We start from the raw sequence: 22,957 nt of genomic DNA on the forward strand, positions 1-22,957 counted from the left end.
GTCGACCGGCTGCCGACCAGACGTAGGCCTCCGTACGATCGGCCGCAGCCGTCCGTGCCAGAGACTTTCCCCGACGATAGGGCGTTCACCCAACATCCAACTACCAATTGCGGCGCCAGATTTCCCTGTACGCCGAAGGCGAACGGCCCGGGCTCTCCCTGTGTCACAGGAGTGCCCGGACCGCGCACGTGTAAGCGTTATCGGCTCTGAGCGAACAAGCCGCGTGTTGTTCTTCCGACCGGACCGTTCGGGCGGGGAAAGCGGGAAATACGCGCCGTCGACCGGGGCGGGGGATGGTGTGGGACTCGGGTCCCGCGACCGGGGCCGCGGGACCGGAAGCGAGTGCCTTTCCCCGGAACCGGGAGGTCGCGTGCGGCCCCGACCGTTCGTGGGCGGTCGCGCGCGGAGGCGGCGTCGGGCGCTCCGGCGGAACGCCCCGCCCCGCCTCGCCGTCCGGCCCAGCGCGTGGGTGTGGCGGCGGAGGTCTGGAGCCGCGGGGCCGCAGGGGCGCTGTCATCGGCGCGGAGCCCTGTCCGGCGCCCCGTACCGCCCGAAGGACCCGTCGGGCCCGGCGTATCCCCTGGCATCCCGTGTCACTGGGCCGCGCCGCGGCCCGGGATGGTCGGGTTCGGGTGTCTTCCCCCGGCAGGTACCGACCGTAATTCGATCAAGACCTGACAACATTTCGGCGAACCGGGGGTCGGCGGCAAACCTAGCCCTTGATGGCCTCATATTCGGCGACGATCGCCGCGGGGATACGGCCGCGCTCATTGACGGGCTTGCCCGCGGCCTTCGCCCAGGCGCGAATCTCGGCGCTGCGCTCACGGCTGGGGGCATTCCGGCTGCCGGTGCGGCGGCCCGCGCTGCGGGACGCCTTGGCCGGAGCCTTGCGGGCCGCGTCGACGAACGGAGTAAGGGCCTCGCGGAGCTTGGCCGCATTACCCGCGCTGAGGTCGATTTCGTACACGGAGCCGTCCAGACCGAACGTCACCGTCTCCTCGGCCTCGCCGCCGTCGAGGTCGTCGACCAGGAAAACCTGGACCTTCTGTGCCATGGAATCAAACCTTTCAGAAGAGCGGTGTCTCCACACCTGAATGTAAAGCTATCTCGCGAGAACGCGGAAGACAATTCCCGGCGTGCCTGAAATCACCCGGGCACCGTGTCGGGTTTCGGGGGCCGCCGGCGGGCGCGCGGGATCGGCGAGATGGCCCGCGCACGCGCGTGGCCGGTTCGCCGCTCCCCGAGGAGCGCGTGATCGGTCGAGTACCGTATCAACGACCGTCGGATTCGGTGCGTTCCCCGCCCCGGACAATCGGCGTCTCGTTCGCGGCCCCCGGCTCGGCGGCCTCGGAACCGTCCCTGCCCTCACCCGCGCCCTCGGCGGCCCTGTCCTTGCTGACCAGGCTTCCGTCCATCCGGCGGGGCGCCATCTCCTTGCGCAGGAGCTGGATGACGAAGGTGCAGAAGACGGCACCGACAACCACCGGTGGGATGAGCGCCGACAATACGTCGATCAGTCCGGGGGGAAGCACCGACGACAAAAAGTTCCCCATCGAAGCCGTCCACCCTTCCTGGTTGTTACTTATTGCAGCAAATACCCGACTCCGTGTCGGGCTGCTCCTGGGGGATGGCTCGCCAGGCACCCGGGCAAACGCATACCGGACATCATAGACATCGTTTGCCCCCGGTTTGACACTGGAGGTACCCGGGACACCTCCGGCAAACCCGAAGGGGGCCAATGTCCGGCCGTGCGTTCGGCGCCCCGGTGTGTCCGCGGGGGAACACCGTGTCCACCGGTGTCAAATCCCGACCCTTCGCCACCGCTTCGCGGAACTTCCTTCAACGTGCGGGCGGGACTCCACCCCTGGGGTACACATTACCCGTCCCCTTCCCCGACCCCGCCATCCGGTTGTGCATAAGCTGCGCGGACGCGGGGCGGACGCGGTGTTGGCCCGGCTGCGGCCCGTATGGGGAACTTGGTCCCGAGTGAGCGCGAAAACCTTTAGGTCCGGGTGGTTCGCGTTGGCGCGTCGAGGTGCACAAGCATGCGGGTGTTCCCGAGGGTGTTGGGCTTAACCCGCTCCAAGTCGAGAAATTCGGCGACGCCCTCGTCATAGGAACGCAGGAGTTCCTCGTACACCCGGGGGGAGACGGGTGTGCCCTGGATCCGGGCAAAGCCGTGTTTGGCGAAGAAACCGGTCTCGAATGTCAGGCAGAACACACGGCGCACGCCCAACTCCCGCGCGGTGTCCAGCAGCGCGGACACGATCCGGTGTCCGACGCCGAACCCGCGCAGGGAGGGGTCCACTGCGACGGTGCGCACCTCCGCCAGGTCCTCCCAGAGCACGTGCAGCGCGCCGCAGCCCACCACGCGGTACTCGGCCCCGGCCTCGGGGGGGTCGGTGCGCTCCGCTCCGGGGGCGCCGGCAGGGGGCGAGGCGTGCGTGGAGGCCGGGCCGGACCCGTCGGGGACCACCTCGGCCTCGGCCACCCAGAACTCCTGGACGTCCTCGTAGAGGTTGACGGTGCTCTTGGAGAGCACGCGCCCGTCGACGGTGTAGGTGTCGACGAGGCGCCGGACGGCGGCGACGTCGCGCGTCCTGGCGCGGCGCACGTGAACATGGCGAACGGGCATAGCCGGACCAGACTACGCCCGGGCCCGCGCCCGGCGGACGCGCGCGGTCCGAAAACGCGTCGGCACCCACCGGCGGGCCGGTGGGTGCCGTGGTGGGTGCCGCGCCCACCGGATCGCCCCTTCTCCGGCGGGCACCTTCTCCGGCGGGCGCCGGCGGCGCCGCGCGACCGCGGCGCCGTGCCGCGGACGGCTCAGATGAGCTGGCGCCGCGCGGCCCAGACGACCGCCTCGATGGGCGTGTTCACCCCGAGCACGTCGCAGATGTTGCGGATGCGGCGGCGCAGGGTGCGCGCGCTGAGTTCGAGGTGCCGGGCCGCCACCTCCGTGGTGACACCGGTGGCGATCTCCGCGAGCAGTTCGAGCTCCTCGTGGTTCAGTTCCACCGGCGCGTAGGGGCTGCTCACAGCCGTCTCGTGCGGGCGGGCCTGCAGGGGGACCACGTTCTCCCGGTGCTCCCTGGTCTGAAGGGCGCCCTGGTCGTCAGCGGTACGTCGTACGAGTGTGGCCTGTTCCACTCCGTCCTCCCTCATCATGTGAGTGCGGAACATCGACTCGTCGCCTGGCGGACGCGAGCGCGCCGGACACGGGTCTCCCCCTGGTCCGACGCGACGGATGACTCCCGGGCGCACCGCTGTCCCCCACGTATCCCTCTGGCACAGGGGCTGGGGACGGGCGCACGGACGTCGCAGGGGCCGGTTCGCTGGAGGCTGGGACGGACAGACTCCACCGAGGGCGCGCATGCGCGCGGGGAACCCGGACCGCGTCCGGCGGTCCCTCTCCCCGCTCACCGTCGTTCTCGATCCACTTCGGCAAACTCCACGGGTCTCGACCCGCTCACAGCACGCTAGGCCGCAGAGATGATACCGTCAAGGCCCCATAAATCACCATGTGTAGTTATGGCGGCCCCTTCCGTGACAAAGTAATGGAAGGGAAAATACGCCGACTACATTGACCTGCGTAAACAACGTTCAGCGGAGAGTGGCCGAGTTCGCCGCGCCCCGTTCGGCAAAACTTCGGAACTGTCCGACCGGCCACGCGGCCGTGGCCCCGGGGTCGCGCGGCCTGTCCGACCGGGATGGCGGAACCCGTGGTACGGGCCCTGTCCCGGCGCAGGGGACGGGGCCGCCGCACCGTGTGCGCGACGGCCCCGCTCCGCCTTTCGGTCATCCGGTCGGCACCGTTATATCCCCGGTAAATTCGGGCCCATGGTGCTCCGGCTCAATCCCCGGAAGGCTTCACGAGCGGGAAAAGGACAGTTTCCCGGATGTTCTTTCCGGTGAAGGCCATGAGCAGGCGGTCGATACCGACCCCCACACCGCCGGTCGGCGGCATTCCGTACTCCAGGGCCCGCAGGAAGTCCTCGTCCAGCTGCATCGCCTCGGGGTCGCCCTCGGCGGCCATCAGCGACTGCCGGGTGAGGCGCTCGCGCTGCTCGACCGGGTCGACCAGCTCCGAGTAGCCCGTGCCCATCTCCATACCGAACCCGATGAGGTCCCACTTCTCGGTGAGCAGCGGGTCCTCGCGGTGCTGCCGGGTGAGCGGGCTGGTCTCCACCGGGAAGTCGCGCACGAAGGTGGGCTGGACGAGCGTGTGCTCCACCAGCTCCTCGAAGACGTGCTCCACGAGCTTGCCCTGTCCCCAGGAGGGGTCGTACTCCACTCCCCGGGAGTCGGCCAGGCGGCGGACCCCGTCGATCGGCGTGCGCGGATCGACCTCGGCCCCCAGCGCCTCGGACACGGCCCCGTACAGGGTGACCTGCGGCCACTCCCCGCCCAGGTCGTAGGTGCGCCCGTCCCGTTCGACCACCGTCGAGCCGAACACGGCGCGCGCCGCCTCCTGGATGAGTTCGCGGGTCAGGTCGGCCATGACGTTGTAGTCGGCGTAGGCCTGGTAGAACTCCAGCATCGTGAACTCGGGGTTGTGCGTGGAGTCCGCGCCCTCGTTGCGGAAGTTGCGGTTGACCTCGAAGACCTTCTCCAGACCGCCCACGACCAGCCGCTTGAGGGACAGCTCGGGGGCGATCCGCAGGTACAGGTCCATGTCGTAGGCGTTGATGTGGGTGGTGAAGGGGCGCGCCGTGGCGCCGCCGTGCACCCTCATCAGCATGGGCGTCTCGACCTCGACGAAGTCGCGGGAGGCGAGCCCCTCGCGGATCGCGCGGATGGCGGCCGAGCGGCGGCGCACCATCTGCTGGGACTCGGGGTTGACGATGAGGTCGACGTAGCGCTGGCGGACCCGGGCCTCGGGGTCGGTCAGGCCCTTGTGCTTCTCCGGGAGCGGGCGCAGGCACTTGGCGGTCAGCGTCCAGCCGGTCACCAGGATCGACAGCTCGCCGCGGCGGGAGGTGATGACCTCCCCCTCCACGCCCACGTGGTCGCCGAGGTCGACGTCGGCCTTCCAGGCGTCCAGGCGCTCCCGGCCCACCTGGTCCAGGGACAGCATGATCTGGATGTCGCCGGTCTCGTCGCGCAGGGTGGCGAAGCACAGCTTGCCGCCGGTGCGGTAGAGCATGACGCGCCCGGCGACGGAGACCTCCACGCCCGTGCGGGTGTCCGGCTCCAGCTCCCGGTGTTTGTCGCGCACGGCCCCGATCGACGTGGACCGCGGGAAGGTCACGGGGAAGGGGTCGGTGCCCTCCTCACGCAGCCGGTCCAGCTTCTGGCGCCGGACCCGCATCTGTTCGGGCAGGTCGTCGTAGGTGTCGTCGTGCGCGTCATTCACGCGCACGATCCTACCGGCGGCCGCGGTCCGGCCCGACCGGTCGGCGTCCGCGGGCGCAGGGCGCGATGCGGCGGTCGCGGTCCCGTCCCGGGGTAGGGGCAGGGCGGGTCGGCGGTGACGCGGATCACTAGTATTGCGCTGCCCTGACCCGCGCCTTCACAGCCGAGAGCAGTACCTACCGAGAGATGGACCCCACTGGTGAGTGTTGAGGGAAGCACGAGAGCCGTCGTCACGGCGCTGTGCGCGAACCTGGGAATCGCCGCGACGAAGTTCGTGGCCTACCTCCTGACCGGATCGTCGTCGATGATGGCCGAGTCCATCCACTCGGTCGCCGACTCCAGCAACCAGGCGCTGCTGCTCATCGGCGGCAAGCGGGCGCGCCGGGGCGCCACGGAGGAGCACCCCTTCGGCTACGGCCGCGAGCGCTACGTGTACGCGTTCATGGTGGCGATCGTGCTGTTCAGCCTGGGCGGCCTGTTCGCGCTCTACGAGGCCTGGCACAAGATCTCCCACCCCGAGCCGATCACGTCCTGGCAGTGGGTCCCGGTGGCCGTGCTGGTGGTGGCGGTGGTGCTGGAGTCGTTCGCCATGCGCACGGCGATCAAGGAGTCCAACGCGGTCCGGGGCAAGGCCGGCTGGGTGCAGTTCGTCCGCCGCTCCAAGTCCCCCGAGCTGCCGGTGATCCTGTTGGAGGACGCGGGCGCGCTGCTGGGCCTGGTGTTCGCCCTGGCCGGTGTCGGCCTGACCCTGATCACCGGCAACGGCCTGTGGGACGGCCTGGGCACCGCCGCCATCGGCGTCCTCCTGGTGGTCATCGCGGTCGTGCTGGCCGTCGAGGTCAAGAGCCTGCTGATCGGTGAGGCCGCCACGAGCGAGAACGTGCGGGCCATCCGCCGGGCCGTCGAGTCGGTCGAGGACATCGACCGCCTGATCCACATGCGCACCCAGCACGTGGGACCCGAGGAGCTGCTGGTGGCCGCCAAGGTGGCCGTGGACGCGCGCGACGACGCGGGCCGGATCACGCGGGCGATCAACGAGGCCGAGGAGCGCATCCGGGCCGCGGTGCCCATCGCCACGCTGATCTACATCGAGCCGGACCTGTTCCGGAGCGGGGCCTCGCCGGAGGCGTCCCCCGGCGCCGTCTCCTCGGGCTGAACCGGGGTGGTGCGGCGGCCGGGACCGGCCGCCGCACCACCCCGCGACCGCGAACTCCCGGAAACCGTTTCTTTACACACGGTAACAGGTGTAATCTGGGTGTATGAGTCGCACAAACATTGACATCGACGACGAACTGGTCACAACGGTCATGGAGAAGTACGGCCTGAGGACCAAGCGCGAGGCGGTGGACTTCGGTCTCCGCCACGTGGCGGGAAGCGGTGACCGTTACGAGATGATGCTGGAGCTCGAGGGAAGCGACGTCTGGGAAGGCGATCTGGACGAGATGCGCCGTTCGGGCTTCGAGGACGAGAAGTAGGAACGTGACCAAGACCTATCTCCTCGACACCTCCGCCTGGTTGGAGTACCTGGGCGGAACCGGTTCCGAAACCCACCTGTTCGTCCGTCAGCTTCGTGACGATCGGGAGAACGTGGCGACCACCGATCCGGTGATCTGCGAACTCCTGTCCGGAGCCAAGACCGAGAAGGCGTTCTTCCAGCTGGACGCGATGCTTCAGGCGCAGACCCGGCTGACGGTCGAACCGACCTTCGACTTCCGGGAGTCCGCGATGCTCTATCGCGGAGCACGGTCCAAGGGCAAGACGATCCGCAAACACATGGACTGCCTCATCGCGGCCGTCGCCCTGCGCACCGACGCGGTCCTCGTGCACTGCGACCGCGACTTCGACGACCTCGCCGAGGTGTTCCCCCGGCTGCGCGTACAGCGGCACGACCAGAACTGAACCCGCCGGAGCGAAGGGCCTCCTCCTGGCTCCCCCGCCCCGGGCCCGGATCAGCCGACGTTGCGCTCGTAGACCAGGCGCAGGCCGATGAGGGTCAGCCACGGCTCGTGCAGGTCGACCGTCTCGCACTCGGCCACCACGATGGAGGCGAGCCCCCCGGTGGCCACCACGGTCACGTCGTCCGGCGCGTCGGTGAGTTCGGCGACCATGCGGTCCACGATCCCGTCCACCTGGCCCGCGAACCCGAACACGATCCCCGAGCGCAGCGCCTCGGTGGTGTTCTTGGCGATGGCCGCGCGCGGCTTGACGATCTCCACCATGTGCAGCTGGGCGCCGCGCCGGGAGAGGGCGTCCACGGAGATGTCGATGCCCGGGGCGATGGCCCCGCCCACGTACTCCCCGCGCGCGCTGACCGCGTCGAAGGTGGTCGCGGTCCCGAAGTCCACCACCACCGCGGGACCGCCGTAGAGGTGGTTGGCGGCCAGCGCGTTGATGATCCGGTCGCTGCCCACCTCCTTGGGGTTGTCCATCCGGATCGGCACCCCGGTCTTGACGCCGGGTTCGACGATCACCGCCGGGACGTCCCCGAAGTGGCGGCGGAACATGTCCCGCATCTCGTGCTGCACCGACGGGACCGAGCAGCACAGGGCTATGCCGTCGATGTCCTCGGGGCGGCCCAGGCTGCTGCCGTCGACGAGCCCGCGCAGGACCACGGCCCACTCGTCGGCCGTGCGCCTGGTGTCGGTTCCCACCCTCCAGTGTTCGAGAAGGTCGTCGGATGCGAAGAGACCGAAGACCGTCTCGGAGTTGCCGACGTCGATCGCGAGCAGCATGCTGGGGGCCTCATCCGTGGTCGAAGTGGTGTGTTCTCAAGGAATCTTCCACCAACCGGGCCGCTCACAACAGGTCAAGCGCGATATCCAGCGCCGGGCTGGAGTGGGTGAGCGCCCCGACCGCCAGGAAGTCCACCCCGGTGCGGGCCACGTCACCCGCCACGTCCAGGGTCAGGCCGCCGGAGGACTCCAGCCGCGCACGGCCCGCGACCAGCGCGACCGCCTCGCGGAGCCGCTCGGCGGTGAAGTTGTCGAGCAGGATCTCCTCGGCGCCCGCGGCGATGGCGTCCTCGATCTGGTCGGTCCGGTCCACCTCCACCTCCAGGGGGAGGTCGGGGAAGCGCGCGCGGATGGCGCGGACCGCCTCGCCTACGCCGCCCGCGGCGACGACGTGGTTGTCCTTGACCAGTCCGGCGTCGCTGAGGCCGTAGCGGTGGTTCACCCCGCCGCCGCAGCGCACGGCGTACTTCTCCAGCGCGCGCAGCCCCGGCCGGGTCTTGCGGCTGTCCCGGATCCGGGCACCGGTCCCGGCCACGGCGTCCACCCAGGCGCGGGTGGCGGTGGCGATTCCGGACATGTGGGTGAGGAAGTTGAGGGCGGTCCGCTCCGCGGTGAGCAGGTCGCGGGTGCGCGCGGTGACCGTCATCAGGACGTCGCCGCGCTTGACCGCGTCGCCGTCGGCCACGGTCCGGTGCGCCTCCAGGGCTCCGTCGGCGACCAGCCAGAAGACGAGTTCGGCGAGCGGGAGGCCGCTGACGGTGCCGTCGGCGCGGGCCACCACGTGCGCGGTGCGCACCTGGTCGCCGGGGATGGTCGCGACGGTGGTGACGTCGATGCCCGGTCCCGCGGTGAGGTCCTCGGACAGGGCGCGGCGGACCAGGTCCACGTGGGACTGCGAGGGGGCGGTGTACGGGAGGGAGAACTCGGCGCGCGCGTCCGGGTGGGCGCCCGACGCCTCCAGAACCCCGCCGGCGCCCGAACCGGCGAGGGGGAGGCCGATGGAGTCCAGTTCCGCGGTGAGCGCGGGCGGCAGGGAGGGCGTCCAGTCCTCATCCGTGGTCACGATGGTGTTCCCTTCCAGCCGGACGACGACGGGGCGGATCCGGAGCCCGGGTACGGGCTCGGGGTGGTCGGCGCGCTGGTGCGCGCCCCTGCTCTCGGTCCTGTGCAGCGCGGCGGCGGCCACGAGCCGGGCCGCGGTGAGCAGGTTGGCGGTCTCCCAGGCGGCCACGTCGGGGGTGGCCCGGGAACCGGGACGGGCGAGGGCGTCGAGTTCGGCGGTCAGCTCGGCGAGCCCCTCGCCGGTGCGCAGCACCCCGGCGTGGCGCGACATGAGGGTGCGCACGCGGGCCGCGGCGGCGGGGTCGGGAAGCGGGGTGACGGTGCCGACGGCCTCGGCCCGCGCGGACCGGGGGGCGGGGTCGCCCGCCAGGCGGGCGGCGATCCGGTCGGCGTAGACCAGGCCCTCCAGCAGGGAGTTGGAGGCGAGCCGGTTGGCGCCGTGCACCCCCGTGCGGGCGACCTCGCCCACGGCCCACAGGCCGGGGACCGAGGTGCGGCCGTCGATGTCGACCTCGGCGCCGCCGGAGGCGTAGTGGGCGGCGGGGGCGACGGGGACCGGCTGGGTGAGCGGGTCGATGCCGTGCTCGCGGCAGGAGGCGAGGATGGTCGGGAAGCGCCGCTCCCAGGTGGCCGGGCCGAAGTGGCGGGTCTCCAGGTAGACGTGGTCGACGCCCTGCTCGGCCATCGTGCGGGCGATGGTGCGCGCCACCACGTCGCGGGGGGCGAGGTCGGCCAGCTCGTGGACGCCCTCCATGATGCGAACGCCTTCGGCGTCCACCAGGTAGGCGCCCTCCCCGCGCAGGGCCTCGGAGACCAGGGGCTGGCGCCCGCGCGCCTCCGGGCCGAGCCAGAGCACCGTGGGGTGGAACTGGATGAACTCCAGGTCGCGCAGGCGCGCCCCGGCGCGGGCGGCCAGGGCGAGGCCGTCCCCGGTGGACACGGGCGGGTTGGTGGTGGCGGCGAAGACCTGTCCCATGCCGCCGGTGGCCAGCACCACGGCGGGGGCAAGGACCGCGCCGACGCCGTCTCGGGCGCCCTCGCCCATGACGTGCAGGGTGGCGCCGCACACCGCTCCCGTGTCGGGGTCGCGCAGGGCGTCCAGGGCCACGGCGTGTTCGACGGCCTCGATGCGCTCCTCGGCCAGGACGGCGGCCACGAGGGCGCGCTGGATCTCGGCGCCGGTGGCGTCGCCGCCCGCGTGCGCGACGCGGTCGGCGCGGTGGCCGCCCTCGCGGGTGAGGGCCAGGGCGCCGTCCTCGGCGAGGTCGAACTCGGCGCCCAGCCCGATGAGCCAGCGCAGGGCGTCGGGGCCCTCGGCGGCCAGGACGTTGACGGCGTGGGGATCGGACAGGCCCGCCCCCGCCAGGTGGGTGTCGACCATGTGGGCGACGGGCCCGTCCTCGGGCGCCATGGCGGCGGCGATCCCGCCCTGGGCGTAGGCGGTGGAGCCGGTGGACAGGCGGTCCTTGGTGACGAGCACGACCCGGCCGCGCTCGGTGCGCTGGGCGTAGCGCAGCGCGGTGCTCAGACCGGCGATGCCCGAGCCGACGACCGCGACGTCGGCCTCGATCGTCCACCCCGGCTCGGGGGCGTCGAGCCGTGTCTGGAGGGGTGTGCTCATCCGTGTTCTCTCTTCCGGGGTGCCGCCGGTACGCGGCGCTGGTGTGCGGGGGGCGGCCCACCCCTGGGACGCGGGGCGGGGGCGGCCTAGAGGGTCAGGGACACGTTGTCGATGAGCCGGGTCGCGCCCACGCGGGCGGCGACGGCCAGGACGGCCCCGCCCGCGTGGTCGGCGGGGACGTCGGCGAAGGTGGCCGGATCGACCAACGCGAGGTAGTCGAGTTCGACGGGCGGCTCGGCTCCGGCCGCTTCGTCCAGGACGTCCCGGGCCGCCGCGCGGACGGCGTCGGGGCCCCCGGAGGCGGCGGCGCGGCCCGCCTCCAGGGCGCGGGACAGGGACAGGGCGCTGGCGCGCTCGGCCGCGGACAGGTAGACGTTGCGGCTGGAGGTGGCCAGGCCGTCGGGGTCGCGCAGGGTGGGCGCGCCGACGATCTCCACGGGCATGTTGAGGTCGGCGGCCATGCGGCGGACCACGGCGAGCTGCTGGGCGTCCTTGCTCCCGAAGACCGCGAGGTCCGGGCCGACCAGGTGCAGGAGCTTGCTGACCACGGTGAGCACGCCGGTGAAGAACCCGGGGCGGGAGGCGCCCTCCAGCCGGTCGCCCATCGCGCCCGCGTGGACGGTGACCGTCTGCTCGGCGGGGTACATGGTGTCGACGCCGGGGGCGAAGACCACGTCGACGCCCTCCTCCGCGCACACGGCGGTGTCGGTGTCCAGGGTGCGCGGGTAGCGGTCGAAGTCCTCGTCGGGCCCGAACTGGAGCGGGTTGACGAAGACGCTGACGACCACGGTGTCGGCGCGTTCGCGGGCCAGGCGCATGAGGCTGCGGTGGCCCTCGTGCAGGGCGCCCATGGTGGGGACGAGGGCGACCCGTCCGGCGTCCCTGAGGGCGCGGCGCAGCTCGTCGGGCGTGTGCGCGACGAGGGGGGCTGGGGCGGCGGAGTGCGGTGCGGTCATCGGTGGTTTCCCGTGGTGGTGTTCTGCGTCGCGGCGGCCGTGCGCGCGCCGGACCCGGCGGCGTCTCAGCGGCGGAGGACGTCGAGCAGGCGCGCGGCGTCCTCGGGCTTGAGCATTCCGGCGTTGATGGCGCGGTCGGCGGTGAGCCGGGCGAGTTCGACGTAGCTGGCCACGCTCTCGGGCGCGTTCTCCCGCAGCTGCTCGATGTGCCCGGCGACGGTTCCGGCGTCGCCGCGCAGGACGGGGCCGCTCAGGCCGTGGATGCCCAGGCGCAGGGCGTTGTCCAGGGCCGCGCTGAGCATGGGGGCGAGCATGCGGCCGGGTTCGGGGACCCCGGCGGAGGCGAGCAGGGCGGCGCTGTCGGAGACCAGGGTGACCAGGTGGTTGGCGCCTCCGGCGAGGGCCGCGTGGTAGAGGGTGCGCTTGTCCTCGGTGATCCACACGGGTTCGGCGCCCATCTCGACGACGAGGGCCTCGGCGATGGGGCGCAGCTGCTCGGGCGCGGTGACGCCGAACGCGCAGTTGGCGAGGCGGTCGACGTCCTCGTCGCGCCCGGTGAAGGTCATGGCGGGGTGGAGTGCGAGGGGCAGTGCGCCGACGAGGGTGGCGGGGGCCAGGACGCCGTAGCCGTGGGCTCCGCTGGCGTGGACGAGGATCTTGCCGCGCAGGTCGGTGCCGGTGGAGGCGAGCCCTTCGACGAGTTCGGGGAGGGCGTCGTCGGGGACGGTGAGCAGGACGAGGTCGCTGGCCTCGGCGACCCGGGCCGGTTCGAGCACGCGCGCGGTGGGCAGGCGGTCGGCGGCTCGGGCCCGGGAGGCGTCGGAGACCGCGGAGGCGGCGACGACCTTGTGCCCGGCCCGGCCCAGGGCCTGGCCGAGGACGGAGCCGACCCGTCCGGATCCGATGACGCCGATCCGCAGGCGGGCGGGGCGTCCCTGCGTCGTCTCCATGTGTGCCCCCTCGTGGTCCGAACGCGTGGGGCGCGTCCGGTTCCTGTCGTTCCGGGGCGCCTGAGCACACGATAGTCCTCCCCGGCCGGTGACCTGCCGACCCGCCCCCGGACACGCGTGTGGGGGCGGACACCGCGTCCGCCCCCACCACCCGGCACCTGGGCCCCCTCCGCGGGACCGGCCGGGTCAGTCCTGGATGATCACCCCGGTGTTGAAGCACGAGCCCAGGGACTGGCCGAAGGCGGCGTTGGAGTTGCCGCAGCCCACGTTGCCGTTCGTCAGGCCGTTGATGTAGGAGAGGTTGCCGCTGAAGTCGGAACCGTGGTTGGAGGTCCAGGTGCCGACGTTCGCGGCCGCCGGTGCCGCGGTGAGGAGGACCCCGGCGGAGGCGAGGATCACGGCACTGGTGGCGAGCGTCTTCTTGAGCACTACACGTCTCCTTCTGTGTCCGGTCGGGGGGACCGCCGGACGGCTGGTTGTGTGGCGGCTCCCTGGGGAACCGCTCAAGAAATTACCCCGGGAAGCCCTCGTTTCCCTGCTTTGAGCTGGCCTTATAACGAGAAACGTCCTTATGTTCACACTGGGTGCGCGCGCCTCTCGGGTGTGTTCGGGACAAAGGCCCAGACATCGGCGGGAGGCGTGTGCGCGCAGCGTCACCGGCCGGACGGTTTCCAGACGGACGACAATTGCGGTTGCGGCCGAGCGGAAGGGGGCGGGTCGCGGACGGGGTTCGCGGGGCGGATCCGGGAGGATCGGATGCGGGTGCCGGACACGGCGAAGGCGCCACCCCGTCGTCACGGGATGGCGCCTCGTTCGGGAGCCCGTCGTCCGGCGGGGCCGGGACGGGCCGCCGTGAGCTGCTATCAGTTCTTCACGGTGGCGCCGGAGTCGACGCAGTTGGCGCCGGCCACACCGAGGACCGCGATGGCGTTGCCGCAGACGTTGATCGGCACGTCCAGGTCGGCCACGAGCTGGTTGCCCCCCAGGATGCTTCCGTTGCCGGAGGTCGAGACGTCGCTGTCGGCCATGGCCGGAGCGCCGGTGAACAGGACGCCCGCGGCGGCGGCGACGATGGCACTGGCGGCGAAAGCCTTCTTCAGCATGTGGTTTCTCCCGTCGGACCGGTTGGCGGGGGGCGCCAACCGGTCAATACCATTGACTATGTGTATGACACTGAACACTCCCCGTGTTCGGTCACCATTTAGCCATACTCCCTCGCCCGGCGTGGCCATAACGCGAAAGCATTTCACGGTGGCGAGCTGGAATTATCACCATCCGTGCGCACCCATGTCCGACATGTGAACCACAAAAGGGAGCCCGAGGGCCCCTTAATGTGATGCACGACACATCAGCGTTCGGGGGTGTCCCGGGTCTCCTCCGCACCGTCCTCGGCGGAGGTGTCGGCGGTGCCGTCTTTCCCGGCTTCCGCGGCCCCTGGCACCGGATCCTCGGATTCGGGACCTTCGGCCCCCGGGGCCAGGAAGCGCGGACGGCCGCCCGGCGGCGGCGCGGCCGGGGCCTCGACGCGCGCCGGGCCCTCCGGGTCCCCGGCGTGCTCCGGCGCCCCTGCGGCGGGCGCGGGCACCCCGGGTCCGGCCTCCTCGAAGGAGGGCCGCCCTGCGGCCCCGGTCCGGCGGGTGAGGGTGGCGCGGGTGGCCCAGCGTTCCGTGCCCGCCGCGGGTACCCGGGCCCGGCGCCCGTGCTCGGCCAGCGCGTCCAGGAAGCGGCGCGCCTCCCGGGCCTCGCGCCCGTGGGCCCTCGCGCGGACCGGCCCGGGGGGCGTGTCCACGTCCACCGCGACACGCCCCGTCAGGCGGGCCAGGGGCCCGGCCACCAGGCGGGCCGTCTGGACGCGCTCCACCGGGACGATCTCCGTCACCAGGCAGAACAGGCCGCGCGTGCTGACGAAGAGGTGCTCGTCCACGCCCATCAGGCTCGGCACCGGCCTGTCGTTGGGCACGAGCGGCACGTGGGCCGCCTCGCTCTCCGGGAACAGCTCGTTGACCAGGGCGAAGGCCGTGCGGCGCGGCGCCACGGGCAGCAGGGTGGACGAGTCGGCCTGGCGCGCGCCCGCGTAACCGGCGACGTTGGCCTCGACCCGGGCCACGCCCAGGGCCCGCCAGAGCAGGGGCTCGACCACGCGCACGGCCTGCACGCGCCCCGGTGGGACGGTCTGCATGCGCCGCTGGAACATGCCGTAGCGCAGGCGCAGGCCGTCGGAGGACAGGGAGGCGTAGTAGTCGGTGTAGCGGGCCAGGGGCCCCCAGAAGTAGCGCAGCAGCCCCAGGGTGAGCGGGAGGAGCGCGCCCACCACGCCCGGTTCCGCGAAGACCGCGCCCGCGGTGGCGAGCATGAGCAGCGCGATGAAGGACAGCAGGACCGGCACGCGGAAGGTCAGCGCGCCTAGCAGCAGCAGGAAGGGCAGCCGGTAGAACGGCCACTCCGGCGCCTCGGGCGAGCGCCCGGGGAGTCCGGCGGCGTGCGCGAGGGCGGCCACGCGCAGGCGCTCGGCCAGGACGCGGGGCAGGCAGCGCAGCCGGATGTCGCTCCCGTCGCCGCCCGCCAGCTCGACCCGCAGTTCGGCCATGCCGAACACCTGGAGGAACAGGGGCCGGACCACGTCCACCGCCTGGAGGCGGCTGAGCGGCACCTCGCGCGAGCTGCGCCTGACCAGACCGCTGTGGACGACCAGGTGGTCCTCGCGCAGTCCGAAGGTGGCGTACCACCAAGCGGGCAGGGCGTAGGCGAGCGTGCCGAAGACGACGGCCACCGCCATCATCACGACCCAGGCGAAGCCGAAGGTGTTGAGGATGGGGCCGACCAGCGCCACGAACACCAGGGTCACCGCGACGACCTGGAGCGGGACGCTCATCCAGTGCGCGCGGAACACGCCCGTGGTGACGTCGTCCTCCGGTCGCGGGGGCCGGACCGGCTGGGGCCGCCAAGCGGTCGGGGGCGGCATGGCTGGCGGCAGCGGCGGACCGAACGGAGGCCCCGGGTGGCCCGGAGGGCCCTGGTACCACTGCGGACCGGCGGGCCCCGGTCGGGCGTGCGGGCCCGGGGGCCCCTGCGGCGGCTGAGCTGGTCCGTGCACTTACAACCCCGTCGAGAAGCTCTCACTGCGCGCCGCGAGCCGGTCGCGCATCCGGACGGCCTCGGCCAGCGGCAGCCCGACCACCCGGGTGTCCGCGGTGCTGGCGGCGGTGCGCACCTGCACGGTGGCGATGCCCACGGCCTGTTCGAGGAGGTCGGCGGTGACGTCCACGACCTGCATGCGGCCGTAGGGGATGACCACCAGCTGCCTCACGAACACCCCGTAGGCGAGGTAGAGCTCCTCGTCGGCCTCCGCGTAGCCCCACGACCGCCGGAAGAGCCCGGCCAGGACCCAGCCCGCGGCCAGCACCGCCGCGGCCAGCACCGCCCAGGCGGCGGCCCAGGGCCAGGAGGCCCGCACGAACAGCAGCACGGCGCCCCCGCCCCCGGCGATCAGGCACAGCACGCCCACAACGATCCGGCGGTACCAGGCCAGGGCGGGCGACACACGGCTCCAGGAGGCGTCCCCGGGCGGTGCGAACGCCGCGTCGAGCGGCCTGGAGGGCCCGGGCGGCGGTGTCGTGTCACTGGTCTCCACGGAGCCAGTCAACCATCCGGGGGCAAGCACCGGCAGACCGACGCGGCGCGCAGGCGAATTCGGACGAAAGACCCCGAGGAGTCAGAACCGGGCGCCGTCCTGCGGATCGTCGTCCTCGGGGACCCGGCAGGCGTGCTCCAGGTAGAGGGCGGCGGCCAGCAGCAGACCCGACGACAGGGCCGTGCCCAGCGCGGTGAGGAACACCTCCCGGTGCACGGGCAGCACCAGCGTGTCCGACACCGACAGCGCCATCCCCGCGAAGAAGCCGAGCGCCAGGGACGCGAACAGCGCGCTGGCCTTGGCCAGGGCGACGAGGCGGGCCGCGCTGAGCGGCTGCATCGGCTCGGTGCCCGGCTCCCGGCGGATGCGCCTGCGGGTCCGCCCCGCCGTGTAGCCCTCGGCGACCGCGAGCAGCAGCAGGGTCGGGATCGCCGACCACGGCAGCAGCGGCAGCCCCGGCAGGGAGTTGGTGATCAGCACCCCCGCGAGGGCGCCGACCACCGCCAGCAGGGACGGCACCCGCCACCCGGTGGGGCGCATCCGCCCCTCCTCGTCCCGGGACATCAGGCCCGCCCCGGCAAGCGCAGCCGCAGGTCGTCGCGCCGACGCAGCCCCTGCTCGCCGCAGGCCTCCAGCAGGTCGGCGACCGGTCCCCCGCCCGGCAGGCGCGCCCCGGGGTCGGCGTCCAGCCAGGGCCGGAGCACGAACCCCCGTTCGTGGGCGCGCGGGTGCGGCAGGGTCAGCTCCGGGTCGTCGTCGCGCACGTCCCCGAACGCGATGACGTCCACGTCCAGCGTGCGCGGCCCCCACCGGACCCCGCGGACGCGGTCGAAGGCCCGCTCGGCCGCGCGGGCGCGCTCCAGCAGGGCGCGGGGCGGGCCGTCGGTGTCCACGACCAGGACCGCGTTGAGGAAGGCGCCCTGTTCGGGGCCGCCCACCGGCTCGGTCTCGTAGACGGGGGACACCGCCACCGGGACGGGCGCGTCCGCGCCGCCCAGCAGCGTGTCCACGGCCCCCTGGAGGGTCGCCATCCGGTCCCCGAGGTTGGAGCCCAGGGAGAGCACTGCGCGCCGCCTGGCGGGGTCCTGCGCGCCTCCCGGGTCCCGGGCGTCGCCGATGTCGCCGGGCTCGCGCCGCGTCCGCTCCCGGACCACGGTGACGGCCACGTCGGCGAACTCGTGCTCGATGGGCGCGGACGGCTTGTGCACCGTCACCTCCGCCCGCTCGACCAGCGGTTCGGCCAGGCACTCCCGGGCCAGCCGCTCGGCGAGCGTCTCGATCAGGTTGACCGGTTCCCCGGTCACGATCGCGACCAGCCGGTCGGCGAGCAGGCCGTAGTGGACGGTGTCGCCCACGTCGTCGGAGGCCGCCGCCGGGGCGGTGTCCAGGTACAGCACCGCGTCGACCACGAAGTCCTGGCCCTCCCTGCGCTCGAAGTCGAACACGCCGTGGTGGCCGCGGGCCCGCAGTCCGCGGAGCGCGACGCGATCGGGCATCAGGCCTCGACCTCTCCCTCGTCCTCGTCCTCCTCCATGAGCACGGGCGAGGCGTGGTGCGACCACAGCCGCCACCCCTGGTCGGTGTCCACGAACAGGTTGGTGGTCACCACCTGGCCGCCCGCGACGAAGCCGGGACTGTCCTCCTCCGCGGTCAGCACGTTCTCCTCGCACGTGACCATGGCGATGTCGCCGCCGACCCCGATGTGGGTCTCGGTGAGCACGTACTGGATGTAGGTGACGTTGGCCATGATCAGCGACCAGGCGCGCATGATCTCGGTGCGCCCGCGCAGCAGCGGCCAGCCGGGGTTCACGCACACCAGGTCGGGTGCCTCGTGCTCCTCCGCCCAGACACTGCGCATCAGGTCGATGTCGCCGTTCTCGATGGCGCTGTAGAACTGCGCGTTGGCCTCGGCCACGCGCTCCATGACCTCCTGGCGGGACTTCACAGGCTGCCCTCCACCGGTTCGGCGCGTCCGTCGTCCAGACGGGCGCCGCCGTCGGCCCAGGCGGCCGCCACTCGGACGGCGTCGGCGCTGGGCCGGACGTCGTGCACCCGCACGGCCCACGCCCCCCGGTCCGCGGACAGGGTGGTGACGGCCGCGGTGGCCGCGTCGCACTCGGTGAAGGGGCGGTCCTCGCCCTTGGCGTCGCCGAGCAGGCGGCTCAGGAAGCGCTTGCGCGATCCGGCCACCAGCACGGGGCGTCCCAGCTCGTGGAAGCGCTCCAGCTCGTGCAGCAGCGCCCAGTTGTGCGCCTGCTCGGGGCGCTTGGAGAATCCCAACCCGGGGTCCAGAACGATCTGGCCGGGGTCGACACCTGCACTGATCATGGCCTCCATACGGTCGCGGAGCTCATCGAGGACCTCCTGGACGACATCCGTGTACACGGCACGGCTCTGCATGTCATGACTATGCCCACGCCAGTGCATCAACACGTAGGCAACGCCGGAAGACGCCACGAGGCGGGCCATGGCCGGGTCGGCGAGCCCGCCGCTGACGTCGTTGACCAGAACGGCTCCGGCCTCCACGGCCTTCTCGGCGATCTCGGCGCGCATGGTGTCGACGCTGACGGCGACGCCCCGCGCGGAGAGCTCCCGCACGACCGGTTCGACCCTGCGCAGCTCCTCGGCGGCGGAGACGCGCTGCGCGCCGGGACGGGTGGACTCACCGCCCACGTCGACCAGGTCCGCGCCCTCCTCGACCAGGCGCAGCCCGTGTTCGATCGCCCTGTCGGGATCGAACCACGCGCCGCCGTCGGAGAAGGAGTCGGGGGTGACGTTCACGACCCCCATGACCAGGCACCGCCCGCGGTCGGGCAGGCCCGGAAGTGTGTGTTTCGGCCCCATAGGGATCACCCTACGCGTACGCCGGAAAACCGGAGGCGCGCGCCCGGGGCTTGTGCCCGACCGTGGAGGCGCGAGACCCTCCCCGGCGACCGAGGTCTCCGGGAAGGGCGCCCGGGTTCTGTTCTCTGAACCGGCCTCGGCTCGTGGGGGGTTGGTCCGGGCGCCCACGGGGTTCCTGTTCTGCGGGCGCCCGGACACGAGACGGACCGCGCGCAGCGTCCGTTGAGGGTGGTGGCGGGCGACGGGTGGGACGGAGCGGGGCGGAGGTCCCGGAAAAACGCTGCCTAGCGCTGGCTCAGGATCAGGCTCATCGCCTCGGAGCGGGTCCGGTCGCTGCTGCGGAAGATCCCCCGCACCGCCGAGGTGACGGTCTTGGCCCCGGGCTTGCGCACCCCGCGCATGGTCATGCACAGGTGCTCGGCCTCGACCACGACGATCACCCCGCGCGGCTGGAGGAACTCCATGATCGCGTCCGACACCTGGCCGGTGAGCCGCTCCTGCACCTGCGGGCGGCGCGCGTACACGTCCACCAGGCGGGCGAGCTTGCTCAGGCCGGTGATGCGGCCGTCCGCGCCGGGGATGTAGCCCACGTGCGCCACCCCGTAGAACGGCACCAGGTGGTGCTCGCAGGTGGAGTAGAGCTCGATGTCCTTGACCAGGACCATCTCCTCGTGGTCGGCCTCGAACACGGTGGTGAGCACGTCCCCGGGCTTCTGCCCCAGCCCCGCGAACTGCTCCTCGTAGGCCCTGGCCACCCGTTCGGGCGTCTTGACCAGGCCGTCGCGGTCGGGGTCCTCGCCGATGGCGAGCAGGATCTCGCGGACGGCGCGCTCGATGCGCAGACGGTCCACGGACCTGGGCGGCAGTTCCTCGGACGCGCTCACGACTCGTCCCCCTCATCCGCGGCGGACGGCCCCGCGAGCTGTCCGTTGGCCGAGGAGCCCCGGACCGCTTGGGGGTCCTGGACGTCCGTGGAGCCCCGCACCGCGTCGGCGCCCGGGACCTCGGCGCCGTTGAGCACGGCCAGCTCCTTCTTGGAGCGCACGGGGGGCCGCTCCGAGGGCTGGCGCTTGCCGTAACCCGTGTAGGAGCCGCGGGAGGGGCGCTTGACCACCGGCGCGAAGATCTCCAGCACCTGGGCCTTGGACAGGGTCTCCTTCTCCAGCAGCGCCACGACCAGGTCGTCCAGGACGTCCCGGTACTCGACGAGGACCTCGTAGGCCTCGTCGTGCGCGGACTCGATGAGGCGGCGCACCTCCTCGTCGATGATGGAGGCGATCTCCTCGGAGTACTCGCGGGCGTGCGACATCTCCCGGCCCAGGAAGGGCTCGGTGTTGCCGGAGCCGAACTTGCGGGCGCCCAGGCGCTCGCTCATGCCGTACTCGGTGACCATGTTGCGGGCCAGGTTGGTGGCCTTGTCGATGTCGTTGCCCGCGCCGGTGGTGGGCTCGTGGAAGACGAGTTCCTCCGCGGCGCGGCCGCCGAGCATCATCGCGAGCTGGTCCATCATCTGCGAGCGCGAGGTGAGGAACTTGTCCTCCGTGGGCACCGACATCGTGTAGCCCAGGGCCCGGCCGCGCGGCAGGATGGTGATCTTGTGCACCGGGTCGGAGTTGGGCAGCGCGTGGCCCACCAGGGCGTGGCCGCCCTCGTGGTAGGCGATGACCTTCTTCTCCCGGTCGGACATCACCCGGGTCTTGCGCTCGGGACCGGCCATGACCCGCTCGATCGCCTCCTCCAGGACGGCGTGGGTGATGGCCTGCCGGTCGGCGCGCGCGGACAGCAGGGCGCCCTCGTTGATGACGTTGGCCAGGTCGGCGCCGGTCATCCCGGCGGTCTGGCGGGCGATGACGTTGAAGTCGACGTCGTCCGCCATGGGCTTGCCCTTGGCGTGGACCTTGAGGATGTCGCGGCGGCCGTCCATGTCCGGGCGGTCCACGACGACCTGGCGGTCGAAGCGGCCTGGGCGCAGCAGCGCCGGGTCGAGGATGTCGGGCCGGTTGGTGGCGGCGATGAGGATGACGCCGCCCTTGACGTCGAAGCCGTCCATCTCGACCAGCATCTGGTTGAGGGTCTGCTCGCGCTCGTCGTGCCCGCCGCCCATGCCGGCGCCGCGGTGGCGGCCGACGGCGTCGATCTCGTCGATGAAGATGATCGCGGGGGCGTTGGCCTTGGCCTGCTCGAACAGGTCGCGCACGCGGGAGGCGCCCACACCGACGAACATCTCGACGAAGTCCGAGCCGGAGATGGAGTAGAACGGGACCCCGGCCTCACCGGCGACGGCGCGGGCCAGCAGGGTCTTACCGGTTCCGGGCGGTCCCATCAGGAGCACGCCCTTGGGGATCTTGGCGCCCATCGCCTGGAACTTGGCCGGGTTCTGGAGGAACTCCTTGATCTCGTGGAGCTCCTCGATGGCCTCGTCGGCCCCGGCGACGTCGGCGAAGGTGTTCTTGGGCGTGTCCTTGGTGATGAGCTTGGCCTTGGACTTGCCGAAGTTCATCACGCGCGAGCCGCCGCCCTGCATCTGGCTGAAGATGAACCAGAAGATGACGATGATGATGACCAGCGGCAGCAGGCTGAACAGCGCGGTGGTCCACACCGGCGTGGTGGCGACCGAGACCTCGTAGGACTCCAGGTTGGTGCCCTCGCTGTCCAGGGATGTCTGGAGCATCTCCGCGAGCTGGAGGCCCTGGCCCTCGACCCAGTACGCCTCGTAGATCTCGTCGTCCACGGTGGTCAGCACGATGCGCTGGTCGCGGTCGACGATCTCGGCGTTGTCCACCTCGTCCCGCTCGATGAGCTGGTGGACGGTCGAGATGTCGGTCTCGGTGGGCTGGGGACCGCCGCCGACGTCGAACACGCGGAAGCCGATGATGAGCATGAGGCCGACGGCCAGGATCCAGATCCACGGACCGCGGAAAAAACGCTTCAGATTCATGTGAGCGGAACCCTGTCGGGTCCGTCCCTCCTGACCAGGCCGCCCCACCCCAGAGGAGTTTCCGAAGCAGGACCTATCGGACACGTGGTTCCCCGGAACATCGCCGGGATATTCGACGGTACACCTCGCCCCCGAGGGCGGGCACGCCCGCACGGACGACCGGTACGACCGGACGGGAACCGTCATGAAAGCAACGACGACACCCCACCGCGTTGTTCCCGTGGCACTCCCCACAGCCTCCGTACGGGTCCGGTGCGAGCCCGTACGGAGTCCGCGGCGGGCCGGGCGCCCCTAGTCCTCGTAGACGTGCGGGGCGAGGGTGCCGATGAAGGGCAGGTTGCGGTACTTCTCGGCGTAGTCGAGGCCGTAGCCGACGATGAACTCGTTGGGCAGGTCGAAGCCGACGTACTCCACGTGGAGGTCCACGTCGAACGCCAGCGGCTTGCGGACCATCGTGCAGACCTCCACCGAGCGGGGCCCGCGCGACTTCAGGTTGCCGATCAGCCACGACAGGGTCAGACCGGAGTCGATGACGTCCTCGACGATGAGGACGTCGCGGTCCTTGATGTCGGTCTCCAGGTCCTTGAGGATGCGGACCACGCCGGAGGAGGTGGTCCCGGCCCCGTAGGAGGAGACCGCCATCCAGTCCATGGAGACCGGGGTGTGCAGCACCCGGGCCAGGTCGGCCATCACCATCACCGCGCCCTTGAGCACACCGACGATGAGCAGGTCCTTGCCCGCGTAGTCGGCGTCGATGCGCGCGCCGATCTCCTCCAGGCGGGCCTTGATCTCTTCCTCGGTGACCAGGACCTTCTCCAGGTCCCGGCCCATGTCTTTGGCGTCCACGCTGATGTCCTCGCTGCTGGGT

The 22,957-nt window shown here is 71.9% G+C and carries 23 protein-coding genes and 1 pseudogene; 3 read left to right on the plus strand and 21 right to left on the minus strand.

The annotated features are described in order from the left end of the window. Positions 1-712: 712 nt before the first annotated feature. The 5 genes from KGD83_RS26840 to lysX all read right to left on the minus strand — a co-directional run bounded on the left by KGD83_RS26840 (position 713) and on the right by lysX (position 5,458). Positions 713-1,054: a histone-like nucleoid-structuring protein Lsr2 gene (locus tag KGD83_RS26840; RefSeq protein ID WP_013155980.1), complete on the minus strand. Its 342-nt coding sequence runs from the start codon at positions 1,052-1,054 to the stop codon at positions 713-715. Positions 1,055-1,271: 217 nt separating this feature from the next. Then, positions 1,272-1,553 carry a hypothetical protein gene (locus KGD83_RS26845; protein WP_212641702.1) on the minus strand — a complete coding sequence of 94 codons (282 nt, stop codon included), beginning with the start codon at positions 1,551-1,553 and terminating at the stop codon, positions 1,272-1,274. A gap of 449 nt (positions 1,554-2,002) precedes the next feature. Then, on the minus strand, positions 2,003-2,635 hold the full coding sequence (locus KGD83_RS26850) for an amino-acid N-acetyltransferase (protein ID WP_212641703.1): 633 nt from the start codon (positions 2,633-2,635) through the stop codon (positions 2,003-2,005). 191 nt (positions 2,636-2,826) lie between these two features. Then, a complete protein-coding gene (locus tag KGD83_RS26855; protein WP_212641704.1) occupies positions 2,827-3,150 on the minus strand; it encodes a LuxR C-terminal-related transcriptional regulator in 324 nt (107 codons plus the stop codon). A gap of 703 nt (positions 3,151-3,853) precedes the next feature. Beyond that, complete coding sequence (lysX, locus tag KGD83_RS26860; RefSeq protein ID WP_212644624.1) at positions 3,854-5,458, minus strand: bifunctional lysylphosphatidylglycerol synthetase/lysine--tRNA ligase LysX; 1,605 nt, start codon at positions 5,456-5,458, stop codon at positions 3,854-3,856. Positions 5,459-5,554: 96 nt separating this feature from the next. Between lysX and KGD83_RS26865 the strand changes: the two genes are divergently transcribed. From KGD83_RS26865 to vapC, 3 genes are all read left to right on the plus strand, one after another. Continuing rightward, positions 5,555-6,511, plus strand: a complete 957-nt coding sequence (locus KGD83_RS26865; protein WP_212641705.1) for a cation diffusion facilitator family transporter — start codon at positions 5,555-5,557, stop codon at positions 6,509-6,511. Positions 6,512-6,614: 103 nt separating this feature from the next. Then, complete coding sequence (locus tag KGD83_RS26870) at positions 6,615-6,830, plus strand: type II toxin-antitoxin system VapB family antitoxin (RefSeq protein WP_212641706.1); 216 nt, start codon at positions 6,615-6,617, stop codon at positions 6,828-6,830. A 4-nt stretch (positions 6,831-6,834) separates the two neighbouring features. After that, complete coding sequence (vapC, locus tag KGD83_RS26875) at positions 6,835-7,254, plus strand: type II toxin-antitoxin system VapC family toxin (protein ID WP_212641707.1); 420 nt, start codon at positions 6,835-6,837, stop codon at positions 7,252-7,254. Between the two features lie 50 nt (positions 7,255-7,304). Here vapC and KGD83_RS26880 read toward each other — a convergent pair whose 3' ends face one another. The 16 genes and pseudogenes from KGD83_RS26880 to hpt form a co-directional block, all read right to left on the minus strand. Continuing rightward, entirely contained in the window at positions 7,305-8,087 is a 783-nt protein-coding gene (locus KGD83_RS26880; protein WP_013155972.1) for a type III pantothenate kinase, read from the minus strand. A 64-nt stretch (positions 8,088-8,151) separates the two neighbouring features. Next, on the minus strand, positions 8,152-10,770 hold the full coding sequence (locus KGD83_RS26885; RefSeq protein WP_212641708.1) for an L-aspartate oxidase: 2,619 nt from the start codon (positions 10,768-10,770) through the stop codon (positions 8,152-8,154). 86 nt (positions 10,771-10,856) lie between these two features. Further along, entirely contained in the window at positions 10,857-11,726 is an 870-nt protein-coding gene (gene panC, locus KGD83_RS26890) for a pantoate--beta-alanine ligase (protein WP_212641709.1), read from the minus strand. 65 nt (positions 11,727-11,791) lie between these two features. Then, entirely contained in the window at positions 11,792-12,676 is an 885-nt protein-coding gene (locus tag KGD83_RS26895) for a Rossmann-like and DUF2520 domain-containing protein (RefSeq protein ID WP_212641710.1), read from the minus strand. Positions 12,677-12,862: 186 nt separating this feature from the next. Beyond that, positions 12,863-13,105, minus strand: a complete 243-nt coding sequence (locus KGD83_RS26900; RefSeq protein WP_212641711.1) for a hypothetical protein — start codon at positions 13,103-13,105, stop codon at positions 12,863-12,865. A gap of 434 nt (positions 13,106-13,539) precedes the next feature. Further along, the gene (locus KGD83_RS26905) at positions 13,540-13,779 is read right to left on the minus strand and encodes a chaplin family protein (protein ID WP_212641712.1); all 240 of its coding nucleotides are present in this window, start codon (positions 13,777-13,779) and stop codon (positions 13,540-13,542) included. Positions 13,780-14,024: 245 nt separating this feature from the next. Beyond that, positions 14,025-15,638, minus strand: a complete 1,614-nt coding sequence (locus KGD83_RS26910; RefSeq protein WP_212641713.1) for a PH domain-containing protein — start codon at positions 15,636-15,638, stop codon at positions 14,025-14,027. Between the two features lie 132 nt (positions 15,639-15,770). Next, positions 15,771-16,217: a PH domain-containing protein gene (locus KGD83_RS26915; RefSeq protein ID WP_212644625.1), complete on the minus strand. Its 447-nt coding sequence runs from the start codon at positions 16,215-16,217 to the stop codon at positions 15,771-15,773. A gap of 171 nt (positions 16,218-16,388) precedes the next feature. Next, entirely contained in the window at positions 16,389-16,871 is a 483-nt protein-coding gene (locus KGD83_RS26920; RefSeq protein ID WP_212641714.1) for a DUF3180 domain-containing protein, read from the minus strand. Next, a complete protein-coding gene (gene folK / locus KGD83_RS28880) occupies positions 16,871-17,425 on the minus strand; it encodes a 2-amino-4-hydroxy-6-hydroxymethyldihydropteridine diphosphokinase (protein WP_256448873.1) in 555 nt (184 codons plus the stop codon). Before folK ends, KGD83_RS26920 begins: the two co-directional genes overlap by 1 nt. A 21-nt stretch (positions 17,426-17,446) precedes the next feature. Further along, positions 17,447-17,803 (minus strand): annotated as a pseudogene (gene folB / locus KGD83_RS28885) (dihydroneopterin aldolase); the annotation flags it as partial. After that, positions 17,803-18,252: a nuclear transport factor 2 family protein gene (locus KGD83_RS26930; RefSeq protein ID WP_047870501.1), complete on the minus strand. Its 450-nt coding sequence runs from the start codon at positions 18,250-18,252 to the stop codon at positions 17,803-17,805. The pseudogene folB and the gene KGD83_RS26930, both read right to left, overlap by 1 nt. Next, positions 18,249-19,151, minus strand: a complete 903-nt coding sequence (gene folP, locus KGD83_RS26935; protein WP_249352040.1) for a dihydropteroate synthase — start codon at positions 19,149-19,151, stop codon at positions 18,249-18,251. The genes KGD83_RS26930 and folP overlap by 4 nt, the downstream gene beginning before the upstream one ends. 284 nt (positions 19,152-19,435) lie before the next feature. Further along, positions 19,436-20,035, minus strand: a complete 600-nt coding sequence (gene folE / locus KGD83_RS26940; protein ID WP_047870502.1) for a GTP cyclohydrolase I FolE — start codon at positions 20,033-20,035, stop codon at positions 19,436-19,438. Beyond that, on the minus strand, positions 20,032-22,089 hold the full coding sequence (gene ftsH / locus KGD83_RS26945; RefSeq protein ID WP_212641716.1) for an ATP-dependent zinc metalloprotease FtsH: 2,058 nt from the start codon (positions 22,087-22,089) through the stop codon (positions 20,032-20,034). The genes folE and ftsH overlap by 4 nt, the downstream gene beginning before the upstream one ends. Positions 22,090-22,380: 291 nt before the next feature. Next, the gene (gene hpt / locus KGD83_RS26950) at positions 22,381-22,935 is read right to left on the minus strand and encodes a hypoxanthine phosphoribosyltransferase (RefSeq protein WP_212641717.1); all 555 of its coding nucleotides are present in this window, start codon (positions 22,933-22,935) and stop codon (positions 22,381-22,383) included. Positions 22,936-22,957: the final 22 nt, after the last annotated feature.

The sequence above is a fragment of the Nocardiopsis akebiae genome (assembly GCF_018316795.1).
Classification (GTDB): Bacteria; Actinomycetota; Actinomycetes; order Streptosporangiales; family Streptosporangiaceae; genus Nocardiopsis; species Nocardiopsis dassonvillei.

Coding starts and splice junctions, on each gene's coding strand:
- KGD83_RS26840 (WP_013155980.1), bottom strand. CDS start 1,054: ATGGCACAGAAGGTCCAGGTTTTCCTGGTCGACGACCTCGACGGCGGC.
- KGD83_RS26845 (WP_212641702.1), bottom strand. CDS start 1,553: ATGGGGAACTTTTTGTCGTCGGTGCTTCCCCCCGGACTGATCGACGTA.
- KGD83_RS26850 (WP_212641703.1), bottom strand. CDS start 2,635: ATGCCCGTTCGCCATGTTCACGTGCGCCGCGCCAGGACGCGCGACGTC.
- KGD83_RS26870 (WP_212641706.1), top strand. CDS start 6,615: ATGAGTCGCACAAACATTGACATCGACGACGAACTGGTCACAACGGTC.
- KGD83_RS26880 (WP_013155972.1), bottom strand. CDS start 8,087: ATGCTGCTCGCGATCGACGTCGGCAACTCCGAGACGGTCTTCGGTCTC.
- KGD83_RS26885 (WP_212641708.1), bottom strand. CDS start 10,770: ATGAGCACACCCCTCCAGACACGGCTCGACGCCCCCGAGCCGGGGTGG.
- panC (WP_212641709.1), bottom strand. CDS start 11,726: ATGACCGCACCGCACTCCGCCGCCCCAGCCCCCCTCGTCGCGCACACG.
- KGD83_RS26895 (WP_212641710.1), bottom strand. CDS start 12,676: ATGGAGACGACGCAGGGACGCCCCGCCCGCCTGCGGATCGGCGTCATC.
- KGD83_RS26905 (WP_212641712.1), bottom strand. CDS start 13,779: ATGCTGAAGAAGGCTTTCGCCGCCAGTGCCATCGTCGCCGCCGCCGCG.
- KGD83_RS26910 (WP_212641713.1), bottom strand. CDS start 15,638: ATGCCGCCCCCGACCGCTTGGCGGCCCCAGCCGGTCCGGCCCCCGCGA.
- KGD83_RS26920 (WP_212641714.1), bottom strand. CDS start 16,871: ATGTCCCGGGACGAGGAGGGGCGGATGCGCCCCACCGGGTGGCGGGTG.
- folP (WP_249352040.1), bottom strand. CDS start 19,151: ATGGGGCCGAAACACACACTTCCGGGCCTGCCCGACCGCGGGCGGTGC.
- ftsH (WP_212641716.1), bottom strand. CDS start 22,089: ATGAATCTGAAGCGTTTTTTCCGCGGTCCGTGGATCTGGATCCTGGCC.